Origin of the sequence: Streptomyces sp. NRRL S-495, assembly GCF_000966955.1 — a bacterium.
In the GTDB taxonomy this organism is placed as follows: domain Bacteria; phylum Actinomycetota; class Actinomycetes; order Streptomycetales; family Streptomycetaceae; genus Kitasatospora; species Kitasatospora purpeofusca.
On record NZ_JZWY01000119.1, the window covers coordinates 44,849 to 56,857 of the forward strand.

The 12,009-nt window shown below is 72.8% G+C and carries 13 protein-coding genes, 1 pseudogene and 1 riboswitch; of the genes and pseudogenes, 3 read left to right on the forward strand and 11 right to left on the reverse strand.

Annotated elements, in window-relative coordinates:
• The first annotated feature begins 28 nt into the window (after positions 1-28).
• On the forward strand, positions 29-1,549 hold the full coding sequence (locus VR45_RS08920) for a PAS domain-containing sensor histidine kinase (RefSeq protein ID WP_234325888.1): 1,521 nt from the start codon (positions 29-31) through the stop codon (positions 1,547-1,549).
• A gap of 448 nt (positions 1,550-1,997) precedes the next feature.
• Here the strand turns inward: VR45_RS08920 and VR45_RS08925 are convergent, their stop codons facing one another.
• A complete protein-coding gene (locus VR45_RS08925) occupies positions 1,998-2,249 on the reverse strand; it encodes a WhiB family transcriptional regulator (protein WP_014138019.1) in 252 nt (83 codons plus the stop codon).
• 368 nt (positions 2,250-2,617) lie between these two features.
• A complete protein-coding gene (locus tag VR45_RS08930) occupies positions 2,618-3,589 on the reverse strand; it encodes a diacylglycerol kinase family protein (protein ID WP_045939124.1) in 972 nt (323 codons plus the stop codon).
• 50 nt (positions 3,590-3,639) lie between these two features.
• Here VR45_RS08930 and VR45_RS08935 point away from each other — a divergent pair, with 50 nt between their 5' ends.
• On the forward strand, positions 3,640-4,068 hold the full coding sequence (locus tag VR45_RS08935; RefSeq protein ID WP_045939125.1) for a hypothetical protein: 429 nt from the start codon (positions 3,640-3,642) through the stop codon (positions 4,066-4,068).
• A 79-nt stretch (positions 4,069-4,147) separates the two neighbouring features.
• Here VR45_RS08935 and VR45_RS08940 read toward each other — a convergent pair whose 3' ends face one another.
• The 7 genes from VR45_RS08940 to sodN form a co-directional block, all read right to left on the reverse strand.
• Positions 4,148-5,215: a SigB/SigF/SigG family RNA polymerase sigma factor gene (locus VR45_RS08940; RefSeq protein ID WP_234325889.1), complete on the reverse strand. Its 1,068-nt coding sequence runs from the start codon at positions 5,213-5,215 to the stop codon at positions 4,148-4,150.
• 164 nt (positions 5,216-5,379) lie between these two features.
• The gene (locus VR45_RS08945) at positions 5,380-5,790 is read right to left on the reverse strand and encodes an anti-sigma regulatory factor (protein ID WP_045939126.1); all 411 of its coding nucleotides are present in this window, start codon (positions 5,788-5,790) and stop codon (positions 5,380-5,382) included.
• Between the two features lie 316 nt (positions 5,791-6,106).
• Positions 6,107-6,583, reverse strand: a complete 477-nt coding sequence (locus tag VR45_RS08950) for a GNAT family N-acetyltransferase (RefSeq protein WP_045939127.1) — start codon at positions 6,581-6,583, stop codon at positions 6,107-6,109.
• A gap of 70 nt (positions 6,584-6,653) precedes the next feature.
• The gene (locus VR45_RS08955) at positions 6,654-7,649 is read right to left on the reverse strand and encodes an ABC transporter substrate-binding protein (RefSeq protein WP_045939128.1); all 996 of its coding nucleotides are present in this window, start codon (positions 7,647-7,649) and stop codon (positions 6,654-6,656) included.
• Between the two features lie 91 nt (positions 7,650-7,740).
• On the reverse strand, positions 7,741-8,511 hold the full coding sequence (locus VR45_RS08960) for an ABC transporter ATP-binding protein (protein ID WP_045939144.1): 771 nt from the start codon (positions 8,509-8,511) through the stop codon (positions 7,741-7,743).
• Positions 8,512-8,531: 20 nt separating this feature from the next.
• Positions 8,532-9,548: an iron ABC transporter permease gene (locus VR45_RS08965; protein ID WP_234325890.1), complete on the reverse strand. Its 1,017-nt coding sequence runs from the start codon at positions 9,546-9,548 to the stop codon at positions 8,532-8,534.
• Between the two features lie 175 nt (positions 9,549-9,723).
• Positions 9,724-9,841, reverse strand: a riboswitch (cobalamin riboswitch).
• 109 nt (positions 9,842-9,950) lie between these two features.
• Positions 9,951-10,346, reverse strand: a complete 396-nt coding sequence (sodN, locus tag VR45_RS08970) for a superoxide dismutase, Ni (RefSeq protein ID WP_030392857.1) — start codon at positions 10,344-10,346, stop codon at positions 9,951-9,953.
• A 248-nt stretch (positions 10,347-10,594) separates the two neighbouring features.
• Here sodN and sodX point away from each other — a divergent pair, with 248 nt between their 5' ends.
• The gene (gene sodX, locus VR45_RS08975) at positions 10,595-11,053 is read left to right on the forward strand and encodes a nickel-type superoxide dismutase maturation protease (protein ID WP_045939130.1); all 459 of its coding nucleotides are present in this window, start codon (positions 10,595-10,597) and stop codon (positions 11,051-11,053) included.
• 24 nt (positions 11,054-11,077) lie between these two features.
• Here the strand turns inward: sodX and VR45_RS08980 are convergent, their stop codons facing one another.
• Together VR45_RS08980 and VR45_RS08985 are read right to left on the reverse strand one after the other, a co-directional pair.
• The gene (locus tag VR45_RS08980) at positions 11,078-11,665 is read right to left on the reverse strand and encodes a CGNR zinc finger domain-containing protein (protein WP_045939131.1); all 588 of its coding nucleotides are present in this window, start codon (positions 11,663-11,665) and stop codon (positions 11,078-11,080) included.
• A 121-nt stretch (positions 11,666-11,786) separates the two neighbouring features.
• Positions 11,787-12,009, reverse strand: a pseudogene (locus tag VR45_RS08985) (amino acid ABC transporter ATP-binding protein); the annotation flags it as partial.

The following is a 12,009-nucleotide window of genomic DNA, read 5'->3' on the forward strand; positions in this document are numbered from 1 at the left end:
CGCGCGCCCCTGGAGCTACGCTCACCCTGTGCCCTCGCTGAACGAACTCGTCCGCCGCCACACCACCCTGACCGGTGCCGATGTGGAGTGGCTGCACATGCTGGTCTCGGAGTGGCAGCTGCTCTCCGACCTGTCTTTCGCCGACCTGGTCCTGTGGATCCCCACCTGGGACGGCATCCGGTACGTCTCGGTCGCCCAGATGCGGCCCAACACCGGTCCGACCTCCTACCAGGACGACATGGTCGGCCACCTCGTCCCGCGCGGCCGCCGCCCCCTGCTGGACGCCGCCTACGACGAGGGCCGGATCGTGCGCGAGGGCGACCCGGAGTGGCGCGAGGAGGTGCCGGTCCGGGTCGAGTCCATCCCGGTGCGGCGCGAGGGCAAGGTGCTCGGGGTGATCGCCCGCAACACCAACCTGCTGACCGTCCGCACCCCCAGCCGGCTGGAGCTCACCTATCTGCAGAGCGCCTCCGACCTGGCCCAGATGATCGCCGCCGGCACCTTCCCCTACCCCGGGGTCGAACAGACCGACATGGACGCCGCGCCCCGGGTCGGCGACGGCCTGATCCGGCTCGACGCGGACGGCGTGGTCACCTACGCCAGCCCCAACGCGCTCTCCGCCTACCACCGGCTCGGCCTCACCGCCGACCTGGTCGGCAGCCACCTGGGCCGGGCGACCGCCGAACTGGTGCCGCCCTCCCGGGCGGCCGTGCACGAGGCACTGGTCAAGCTCGCGAGCGGCTGGGCGCCCCGGCAGACCGAGGTGGAGGTCCAGGGCGGGGTGGTGACCCTGCGGGCCATCCCGCTGAAACCCAAGGGCACCCTGACGGGTTCGCTGGTGCTCTGCCGGGACGTCACCGAACTGCGCCGCCGCGACCGAGAACTGATGACCAAGGACGCCACCATCCGGGAGATCCACCACCGGGTGAAGAACAACCTGCAGACGGTCGCCGCGCTGCTGCGCCTGCAGTCCCGTCGGATGGACTCGGACGCCGGCCGGGCCGCGCTGGACGAGGCGGTCCGCCGGGTCGGCTCGATCGCGATCGTGCACGAGACGCTCTCCCAGGCCCTGGACGAGAAGGTGGCCTTCGACGAGATCGCCGACCGGGTGCTGGCCATGGTGGTGGAGCTGTCCCAGGACGGCCGGGTGGCGACCCGGCGCAGCGGCAGCTTCGGCATCCTCTCGGCCGAGGTGGCCACCCCGCTGGCGATGGTGCTCACCGAGCTGTTGCAGAACGCGCTGGAGCACGCCTTCGGGCCGAGCGCCTCCGGCAGCCTGGAGGTCAGCGCGCTGCGCGGCCGGGCGCCGGCCACCGGGATGGGCTGGTCGGACAGTTGGAACGGCGGGGCGCGGCCGGAGGAGTACCTGCTGATCACCGTGCAGGACGACGGCAAGGGCATGCCGGAGGGCTTCGACCCGCAGCAGGCGGGCAACCTCGGGCTGCAGATCGTCCGGACGCTGGCCACCGGGGAGCTGGGCGGCACCTTCGACATGGTGGCGGGCCCGAACGGCGGCACCAAGGTGGTGCTGGAGATCCCGGTGCGCTGAGGCGCATCGGGGTGTGGGGGGAGCGTGCGACTGGCGTGAGCGCCGGTGGCCCGCTCCTTCACCACCGTCCGCTTCACCGTCCGCGGTGTGAAGACGGCAGAAGACGGCAGGAGACGGCAGAAGACAAAAACGAGGCCCTGTCGACCGGGGGGGGGGGGGTCGACAGGGCCTCTCAACCCGTTCCGGCCGTCGGGGGGAGTCGGCCGGAACGGGGGCTCTAGTGTGCGCCACTCGCCGGTGCGTTGCACACGGTGAGCGCCACAGCTCCACAATATTGCTCTAAGTGAACAGTATCAAGTGGCTGGGCGGGCAAGTGTCGCGGGACCTTGTCGAGCAAGGCCCTTTGTGCGGAAGGCTTCACCAGGAAGTGCAGGCGAAGCCTTTGATCATGTGTTGATCGTTGCGGTGGTCACTGCTGGTACTACGGCGTGTGATCAGGCGGTGCGGGTCAGGCCGTGCGGGCGCGGTTGCGGGCGGCGCGACGCTTCATCGCACGACGCTCGTCCTCGCTCATGCCGCCCCAGACGCCGGCGTCCTGGCCGGTCTCGAGGGCCCACTGGAGGCACTGCTCCATGACCGGACAGCGGCGGCACACGGCCTTGGCTTCCTCGATCTGCAGCAGAGCAGGACCGGTGTTCCCGATCGGGAAGAACAGCTCCGGGTCCTCTTCGCGGCAGACAGCGCGGTGGCGCCAGTCCATGGTCGTCCAACTCCTCCTGCCGACGGGGGTCACCCGCACGGCACATCGATGGCTTGTGAATGTGAACGCTTTCACGAATCCCGCAACAGCAAAAGAGACCAAAGGCCTATCGGGCCCGGGAGGTCTGTGCTGGGGAGGGATTCGGCGATTCGAGGGACACTCCGCGGTCGGCATCCAACAGGTTCTGAGGTTGCCGTCGCTGCGATGTGTCCCGATCGCCATGTAGAGGTTCGCAAACCTCGGGCCCGGATACAACCCCCTTCAGGGAGGAATTTTTGATTCTTCGGTGTCGCCTAGCTCACAGCCAGTACTTCTATGGAGTGAAGGGGGCTTGTGCGTTCGAGAAGAAGGGTGAAGGGCCCTTCTAGTCACACAATCACACGCAGTGCCCGCCGTACGCCTGTGAAACTGACGCGACTCCTGGACCCAAGGTGGTCCCCGTCGACCTGGAACGGGGCCGGTTCCTCCGAAACCAAGGTGAAGTGACGGACGTCGTGATAGGAGACGACGTGCTTGCCGGAGGGGCCCGGCGATGCGGCGCCGTCGCTCGAAGGCCCGTGCGACCGCAGGATCTGACGGACCGTTCGAGCAGTGCCGAACGCTGTCATCCGGGTGATGCCGAAGACGTCGAGGTCCGCGTCGAAGGAGGCCAACGGCGAGGGATAGACCGGGCGGTTGCCCAGGAACGTCCACGGCGAGGTGTTGCTGACTATCGCCAGCGCCAGGCCGGGCACCGGCCCGCGGCCCGCCAGTTCCAAGGAAACCGGGCCCGATCTGCGCTGCTCACGCTGGGTGACGAAGTGGCGGAGCGCCTGGGTGACATAGAGCGCGTGCGTGGACTTGCGCCCCGCCCGGCGCTGCTCCTCGACCCGGCCGACCACTCCGGCGTCGAAGCCGAGCCCCGCGGTGAAGGTGAACCAGCGGTCCGGCAGCCCCTCGGTCATCGCCTTGCCCAGCCCGATCGGGCGCTCCCGCCGGCTCTCCAGGGCGTTCAGCAGCGCGCCGGTCGCCTCCACCGGGTCGTTCGGCAGGCCCAGCGCGCGGGCGAACACATTGGTCGAACCGCCCGGCACCACGGCCAGCCGGGGGACCTTCTCGCCCGGGCCGTGCGAGAGCAGGCCGTTGACCGCCTCGTTGACGGTGCCGTCGCCGCCCAGGGCCACCACCAGGTCGACCGCGCCGTCCTCCACCGCCTCGCGGGCCAGGTCGCGCGCGTGGCCCCGGTACTGGGTCTGCGCCACCTCCAGCTTGAGGTCGCTGCGCAGGGCGTGGATCAGGACGTCCCTGGTGCGGCCGCTGGTGGTGGTCGCTTTCGGGTTGACGACCAGGAGAGCGCGCATGTGCTCAGCCTACGGGTCGGTACGGACCTCTCGGCGGCTACCCTGCTGGAGTGACCGCAGAATCCTCCGCACCCGTACCCGCGCCCGGTGCCGGCCGTCCGACCGCCCTCACCGTGGGCGCCGCCATCACGGCCGTCGCGGGCGCCGCGCTGGCCGTCGTGGGCGTCTGGGACATGGTCGCCGCGCTGTCCGGCCAGTCCAAGCAGCTCGCCCTGAACGAGTTCGGCGGCCTGGTGATCGTGCTGCTCGGCGTGCTGCCGCTGCTCGCCGCCCGGGCGCTGCTCCAGGGCCGCCGCTGGGGCCGCAGCCCGGCCGTGCTGACCAACTCGATCTGCCTGCCGGTGGCCTACTACATGTGGCAGAGCGGCGGCACGATGGCCGCCGTCGGGGTGGGCGTCGGCCTGCTCGGCCTGGTCGGCATCGGCGCGCTGCTCAGCCCGAAGTCGACGGCGGCCCTCTACGCTCCGCACGAGGGCTGAGCGCGGAGGGCCGCCGCCTTCCGGTGCCGCACCGACCGACGGCCGCCGCCCGGCGGCCGTCGGTCCTGCTTTCCCGGTCCTACTCCTCCACCAGCAGCTTCTCCCGCAGCTGCGCGAGCGTCCGGGCGAGCAGCCGGGAGACGTGCATCTGGGAGATGCCCACCTCGGCGGCGATCTGGGACTGCGTCATGTTCCGGAAGAACCGCAGCACCAGGATCTTCTGCTCCCGGGGCGGCAGTTGGGCGAGCAGCGGCTTGAGCGACTCGCGGTACTCGACGCCCTCCAGGGCCTCGTCGGTGGCGCCCAGGGTGTCCGCGACGGCCGGCGACTCGTCGTCGTTGTCCGGCACGTCCAGTGACAGCGTGGAGTACGCGTTGGCGGACTCCAGCCCCTCCAGCACGTCCTCCTCGGAGATCCCGAGGTGCTCGGCCAGCTCGTGCACCGTGGGGGAGCGGCCGTGCCGCTGGGAGAGCTCGCTGGTCGCCGTGGTGAGCGACAGCCGCAGCTCCTGGAGCCGGCGCGGCACCCGGACCGCCCAGCCCTTGTCGCGGAAGTGCCGCTTGATCTCGCCGACGATGGTCGGCGTCGCATAGGTGGAGAACTCGACCCCGCGCTCGTGGTCGAAGCGGTCCACCGACTTGATCAGTCCGATGGTGGCGACCTGGGTGAGGTCGTCCAGCGGCTCGCCCCGGTTGCGGAACCGCCGGGCCAGGTGCTCGACCAGCGGGATGTGCATCCGCACCAGCTGGTTGCGCAGCTCGACGCGCTCCGGGGAGCCCTCGGGCAGCGCGGACAGCCGGACGAACAGGGCCCGGGCCGCTTCGCGGTCCGGGGCACCGCTGCGCTGCGGAGCCTGGGCGGGCACCGCGGCGCGCAGCGCCCGGGCCGCCTCCTCGGCGGCCCCGTCCTCCGGGCCGTCGCTGTCCGGACCCCCGTCCGGGCGGTCGGCCGGCGGGAGGTCCGCGGCCGACGGCACGGGCGGGGGCGACTGATCGGGCGACGACTCGGGCGTCGGCTCGGTCGGCTGGCTCATCCGGTGGGCGTCCTTCGGGTGCGCTTCGTCGTTGGCGGCGAGGCCGGGGACGCTCGCCTGGGTCGGTACGGCAGGGCCCGCCGTCGCGAGGCCGGTACGGTCCAGATCACTCACGGCCATTCCCCCGTTCCGTTCCGGGAGCACCGGGACCGCCGGTCCCGGTTCGTCTCGATGGTCGTACCGCCGGGTGGGGGCGGTACCGGGAGCCGTCCGCCCGGCCCGGTGGTGCCGGGCGGACGGCCCTTGTTCGGTGCTGCTGCCGCGCTGCCGCGGCGGACCTAGTGGGCGGCGGAGCCGCCGCGCTTCTTGTGCAGGCTGATCGACACGGTCTTGTCCTCGGCGACCGTGGACTCGACCTCGCCGGCCAGTGCGGAGAGCACGGTCCAGGCGAAGGTGTCGCGTTCGGGTGCCCGGCCGTCGGTGGTGGGCGCCGAGACGATCACCTTCAGGGAGTCGCCGACCAGGCGGAACTCGCAGCAGAGGATCGAGCCGGGGACAGCCTGCTGGAGCAGGATGGCGCAGGCCTCGTCGACCGCGATCCGCAGGTCCTCGATCTCGTCCAGGGTGAAGTCCAGCCGGGCCGCGAGGCCCGCCGTGGCTGTACGCAGGACCGAGAGATAGGCCCCGGCCGCGGGCAGCCGGACCTCCACGAAGTCCTGGACTCCGGGCTCGCCGTCGATCTGGGACACCCTCACCTCCTGGGTGACGCGCTGTGCTTCCGGGCCGGTGGCCGCGGCACTGTCTGTTGCTTGGCTCAACTGCTTCGCCCCAACTGTCCAGAGGGGTGGTGCGGTACGTACCGGTCATACCCCTCGGGGGTCGCCCGGACGCCGCCGTCCGCCCGAGACGTTACCGCGTTCGTGCCCCGGAGCGGGAGTCACTCATGGTAAGGCATCGCGACTCAGGGTGGCAGGGGTCCGACGAGGAGCTTGTGCGCCCTCCGCGTACGCCCTTCGCGCGCCCGGTCCGGTGCACCGGTTCGGCGCCCCGGACCAGCGCCCCGGATCAGCGGGAGCCGGCGGCGGTGAGCGCCTCGCCGGTGAGGCGGTAGACGGTCCACCCGTCCATCGGGACCGCGCCGAGCGCCTTGTAGAAGTCGATCGAGGGCCGGTTCCAGTCCAGCACCGACCACTCGACCCGGGCGTAGCCGCGCTCGACGGCGATCCGGGCCAGTTCCAGCAGCAGCGCCTTGCCGTGGCCGCCGCCGCGGGCGGTCGGGTCGACGTAGAGGTCCTCCAGGTAGATCCCGTGGCTGCCGCGCCAGGTCGAGAAGTTGAGGAACCAGAGCGCGAAGCCGACCGGCTCGCCGGTGGTGTCGTCCTCGGCGATCAGGCCGAACACGGCCGGCTGCTCGCCGAACAGGGCGGCCCGCAGCTGCTCCTCGGTGGCGATCGCCTCGTGGGCGGCCTTCTCGTACTCGGCGAGTTCGTGGATCATGCGGTGGACCACGGGGACGTCGGCGGGGACTGCGGTGCGGATCATGGCTCCGAGCCTACTTGGGCCGCCCCGTTCCCGTCCCGGGCCGGGCCGGGGGCCCGGGACGGCCGGTGCCTCAGCGGGCCGGGACGGTCCGCAGGTAGGCCGCCAGCGCGGTGACCGCGGCCGGGTTGCGGGGGCTCTCGACCAGGTCGACGTAGTCCAGTACGAAGATCCGGTCGTTGCGGACGGCCGAGACGCCGGCCAGCGGCGGGAAGGACTTCAGGAACTGCCGCTTCGCCTCGGCGTCGGGGGTGCCGTAGTTGTTGATCACGATCACCTCGGGGTCGCGCTCGACCACGGTCTCCCAGCCCACGGTGGCCCAGGAGTCGGCGAGGTCCCCGGTCACGTTCCGCCCGCCGGCCTTGGTGATGATCTCCTCCGGGGCGGCGAACCGGCCGGAGGTGAAGGGCTTGTCCTCGCCGCTGTCGTACAGGAAGACGCCCGGGCGGTACGCGGGCTCGGGGACGGCCGCGATCTCCGCCTTGAACCCGGCGATCAGCCGGTCCGCCCGGTCCCGGACGTCGAAGATCTCGCCCAGGTTGGCGAGGTCCGTGTACAGCGCGTGCAGCGGGGACATCACGCCGCGCTCCGTGCCCTTGCCGCTGCGGCAGGACTCGCTGAGCACGTAGGAGCCGATGCCGAGGCCGGCCAGGGCCTGCGGGGTGACGCCCCGGCTCTCGTCGAAGCCGTAGTGCCAGCCGGCGAACACCAGGTCGGCCCTGGCCTCCAGCGCGATCTCCTTGGTGATCTGCTGCTTGGAGAGCCACGGGGCGCGCTGGTAGGCGTCCTTCCAGGCGACCTTGTCGACCTGGCCCTTGTCGTCCGGCATCACATAGCCGGCCATCCGGTCCTCCAGCCCGAGCGCGAACATCAGCTCGGTGATGCCGACGTCGTTCGTCACCACCCGGGCGGGCTTCTGCCGGAAGGTGGCCGGGGCGCCGCAGTTCTCGACGGTCACCGGGTAGTGGGCGGAGGCGGCGGCGCCGTCGCCGCGCGGGGCGATCTCGGCGCCGCAGCCGGTGAGGGCGAGGGCGAGCAGGGCGGCGGCGGCAACGGCCTTGGTGCGCATGGTGGGTCCTCGGGGCGGTGGGCGGTCGGTGGTACGGAGAACGGTCGGTCGTACCTGGAGACGGTCCGGGCCGGGCGTTCGGACGGGTCGGTCAGGGCAGGCGGTCGAACAGCAGCTGGACGGCGCCGGTGACCGGGTGCCGGACCGGCGTCGCGCGGACCTTGAACACCTCGGCCAGCAGCCCCGGTTCGAGCACCTCGGCGGGCGGTCCGGAGGCGACGATCCGCCCCTCCGCGAGCACGTACAGCAGATCGCAGTGCCCGGCGGCCAGATTGAGGTCGTGCAGCGCGGTGAGCACCGTCGTCCCGGCCTCCCGGACCAGTGCCAGCACCTCCAACTGATGGGTGATGTCCAGGTGGTTGGTGGGTTCGTCGAGCACCAGCACCCGGGGCTCCTGGACCAGCGCGCGGGCGATCAGCACCCGCTGCTTCTCGCCCCCGGAGAGGCTCAGGAAGCCCCGGCCGGCCAGGTGCCCGGCGCCGACCCGGCCCAGCGCGGCGGCGCAGTGCTCCTCGTCGGCCGCGGACGGGCCGGCCAGGGCGCCGCGCCGGTGCGGCAGCCGGCCCATGCCGACCACCTCGGCGACGGTGAAGTCGAACTCGGCGGAGTGCTCCTGCGGCAGCGCCGCCACCCGCCGGGCGGCCTCGCGCGGGGCGAGCCGGTGGATCTCCTCGCCGCCCAGCAGGACGGCCCCGGCGGCGGGCCGCAGCGCCCGGTAGACGCAGCGCAGCAGGGTGGACTTGCCGCTGCCGTTCGGGCCGACCAGGCCGACCACCTGGCCGGCGGCGGCGGTCAGGGTGACCTCGTGGACCAGCCGGACGCCGGCCAGGTCGACCGAGACCCGGTCGACGGCGAGGTCCAGGGCCCCGGTGCCGGCGGCGCTCACCGGCCGCCCCCGAAGGCGTAGCCGCGACGGCGCATCAGCAGCAGGAAGCAGGGCACCCCGACGGCCGCGGTGACCACGCCGACGGGCAGTTCGGCGGGGGCCAGCAGGGTGCGCGAGACGATGTCCACCCAGACCAGCAGCAGGGCCCCGGCGAGCGGCGCGACCAGCAGCAGCCGGCGGTGGCCGGCGCCGACCAGCATCCGGGCCAGGTGCGGGACCATCAGTCCGACGAAGCCGATCGCCCCGCTGACCGCGACCACGGTGCCGGTGACGGCCGCGGTCACCACGAACAGCGCGCGCCGCAGCCGGTCCGGGTCCACACCGAGCGAGGCGGCCGTCTCGTCGCCCATCGCCAGCGCGTCCAGCCGTCCGGCGGCGCGGGCCAGGTACGCCAGCCCGGCCAGTACGGTGACGGCGGCGATCGGCACCGAGCCCCAGGTGGCCCCGCCGAGGCTGCCGAGCAGCCACATCATGGCCGAGCGGGCGGCCTCGCCGCGGGCGGCGGCGAAGACCATCAGCGCGGTCACGGCGGAGAAGCCGTAGGACATCGCGGTGCCGGTGAGCACCAGCCGCAGCGGGGTGAGCCCGTGGGCGGTACGGGCCGTCAGATAGACCAGCACCATGGCCAGCAGGGCCGAGACGAAGGCGGAGGCGGAGAGCGCCCAGACGCCGAGCGAGGCGAAGGCGCCGAACATCAGCACGGCGTTGGCGCCGACCGAGGCCCCGGAGGAGATGCCGAGCACGAAGGGGTCGGCGAGCGCGTTGCGGACCATCGCCTGGACGGCGACCCCGGTGGCGGCGAGTCCGGCGCCGACCACGGCCGCCAGGACGGCGCGCGGCAGCCGGATCTCCCAGACGATGGCGTACGCGGCGGCCTCGTCGGCCTCCAGCCGACCGCCCGTCAGGCCGGCGCCCAGGAGCCGCAGGACCTGGCCCCAGCCGAGGCCGGCGGAGCCGACCGCGACGGCGCAGACCAGCGAGCCGAGCAGGGCCGCGGCGAGCGCGGCGGCCAGCGGGAGGGCGGGTGTCCGGCGGGGGCCCGGTGGGGCCGCGGCGGTGGCCGGTGCGGCCGCGGTGGTGCTGCTCACTGGTGGCACGCCTTGCCTCGGGCCGGGTGCGGCGAGGGGCGGCGCGTCCGGGCGCGGGTGTGCCGGGGCGCCATCCCCTCGCAGTCCGCGGCGAGTTGTCGGGAGGTCGGCGTCCCCGGGCGATCGGGCTCACGGCCGCGGGGGCCGCTTACCGTTGCGGGTCAGCGCCGGATTCGCACCGGCTTCCCCCGCGGGACGCCCTGGCAGCATAACAAGCACTCACCAGCTATGACCCTTACCGTTCGAACGGTCGTGCCCGTCCGGTCCCGAACGCGCGACCGCCCCCGTCCGGATCCGGACGGGGGCGGTCGCGCGTTCGGGCGGGGATCAGCCCTGCTTGGTCTCCCAGAAGATCTTGTCGACCTCGGCGATGAGGTCGAGCAGCGCCTGGCCGGTGGCCGGGTCGGTGGACGCCTTGGCGGCCGAGGCGGCCTTCAGGGTGTCGTTGATGAGCTGGTGCAGCTGCGGGTACTTCTCGAAGTGCGGGGCCTTGAAGTAGTCGCTCCACAGCACCGAGATGTGGTGCTTGACCGCCTCGGCGCGCTGCTCCTTGATGATGACCGCGCGGGCGCGGAAGTGCGCGTCCTCGTTGGCCTGGTACTTCTCCTGGGTGGCCTTCACCGACTCGGCCTCGATCCGGGCCTGGGCCGGGTCGTAGACACCGCAGGGCAGGTCGCAGTGGGCGTGGGCGGTGGCGCGAGGTGCAAACAGACGAGAGAACATGGGAGTCCTTCCTTAGATCGTCTTCCCGCGCCCGAGATTACCTGCCGGACCGTCCGGTTTCCCGGCCGGGCGGCCCGCCTAGGGCAAAAGACGGAGCCGGAACCGGATGAATCCGGACATCGGCGGCCGACGGCCGGTGCGGCAGACTGGTGCGCGACAGCGCGACAGCGCGACAGCAGGACAGCAGGACAGCAGGACGCGGCGGGAGCCGGACGGGACACGGCGGACGCGAGCCGGGAGGAGGAGCCGTGGCACGGAGCGCGGAACCGGAGGACGGTCCGCCGGGCGGCGGCGCGCCGTTCGGGCTGATCGACGTGGCGGGGGACTCGATGGTGCCGACGCTGCGCGACGGGGACCAGCTGCTGGTCCGCTACGGCGCGCGGATCCGGCCCGGCGCGGTGGTGGTGTTCCGGCACCCGTTCCAGCAGAACCTGCTGGTGGTCAAGCGGGCCGACGGCCGTCGCCCCAAAGGCTGGTGGCTGCTCTCCGACAACCGGCCGGTGGACAGCGACAGCCGCAGCTACGGAGCGGTGCCGGACGAGCTGGTGCTCGGCCGGGTGCTGCTGCGGCTGCGCCCGCGCCCGGCCTGGCTGGCGCCCGGACGGCGGCTGGAGCGGCTGCTGCTGGCCGCCCCGCTGGCGCGGGTGCCCGGGCTCGCCCGCCGCCTCGGCGTCTGGATCCGGCCGGAGGAACTCCCGGTCCGCTAGCGCCGCGGCAGGGCTCCCGGTCCGCTAGTGCCCGGCCGCCGCGGCCTCCTGGGCCTCCAGGCGCTTGCGGGCCCGGTAGGCGGCGACATTGGCGCGGGTGGCGCAGCGGTCCGAGCAGTACCGGCGGGACCGGTTGGTCGAGGTGTCCAGATAGGCGTTGCGGCAGGGCGCGGCCTGGCAGATGCCGAGCCGGTCGGCGCCCAGCTCGGTCAGGTGGACGGCCAGGCCCATGCAGGCGACGGCGCTGAAGTGCGCGGTGGCGGTCGGCGAGTTGTCGGCGAGGTGCAGGTGCCAGCGGGGCCGGCCGGCCGCGTCGAGGTAGTCGTGCCCGGAGACCAGCGGGCTGACCGGGAACTCCATCAGCAGGCTGTTCAGCAGGTCGACGCTGCGCACCTCCTCGCCCTCGGCGGCGGCCTCGAAGACCCCGCGCAGCCGGGTGCGGACGGCCCGCAGCCGGGGCAGGTCCGACTCGTCGGCGAGGGTGCGGGCACGCGAGGAGTCCGAGAACAGGGCGCGCACCCCGTCCACCGAGGTCAGCGAGTCGGTGCCGCGCTCGGGCTCCTCGGTGTTCACCAGCCGGACGGCCAGATCGGCGTACGAGGCGAGCTCCACGGTGGTCCTTCCAGAGATCGGTAACGGGCTGATTGCCTCTAGCCTATTACCCGCGGGGCGAAAGCGGGAAAAGCGCGGCGCCCGGCAGGTTCGGCCTGCCGGGCGCCGTCGACGGGTGTGCTCAGAGCACCTTGGAGAGGAAGGCGCGGGTGCGCTCGTGCTGCGGGTTGGAGAGGACCTCGCGGGGGGTGCCGGACTCGACCACCACACCGCCGTCCATGAACACCAGCGCGTCGCCGACCTCGCGGGCGAAGCCCATCTCGTGGGTGACCACGATCATGGTCATGCCCTCCTCGGCGAGCCCGCGCATGACGTCGAGCACCTCGCCGACCAGCTCGGGGTCG

Bases quoted from the DNA above. Each gene is read 5' to 3' on its own strand.
- VR45_RS08925 (WP_014138019.1), bottom strand. From the start codon at position 2,249: ATGGACTGGCGCCACCGCGCTGTCTGCCGCGAAGAGGACCCGGAGCTG.
- VR45_RS08930 (WP_045939124.1), bottom strand. From the start codon at position 3,589: ATGCGCGCTCTCCTGGTCGTCAACCCGAAAGCGACCACCACCAGCGGC.
- VR45_RS08950 (WP_045939127.1), bottom strand. From the start codon at position 6,583: ATGATCCGCACCGCAGTCCCCGCCGACGTCCCCGTGGTCCACCGCATG.
- VR45_RS08955 (WP_045939128.1), bottom strand. From the start codon at position 7,649: ATGCGCACCAAGGCCGTTGCCGCCGCCGCCCTGCTCGCCCTCGCCCTC.
- sodN (WP_030392857.1), bottom strand. From the start codon at position 10,346: ATGTTCTCTCGTCTGTTTGCACCTCGCGCCACCGCCCACGCCCACTGC.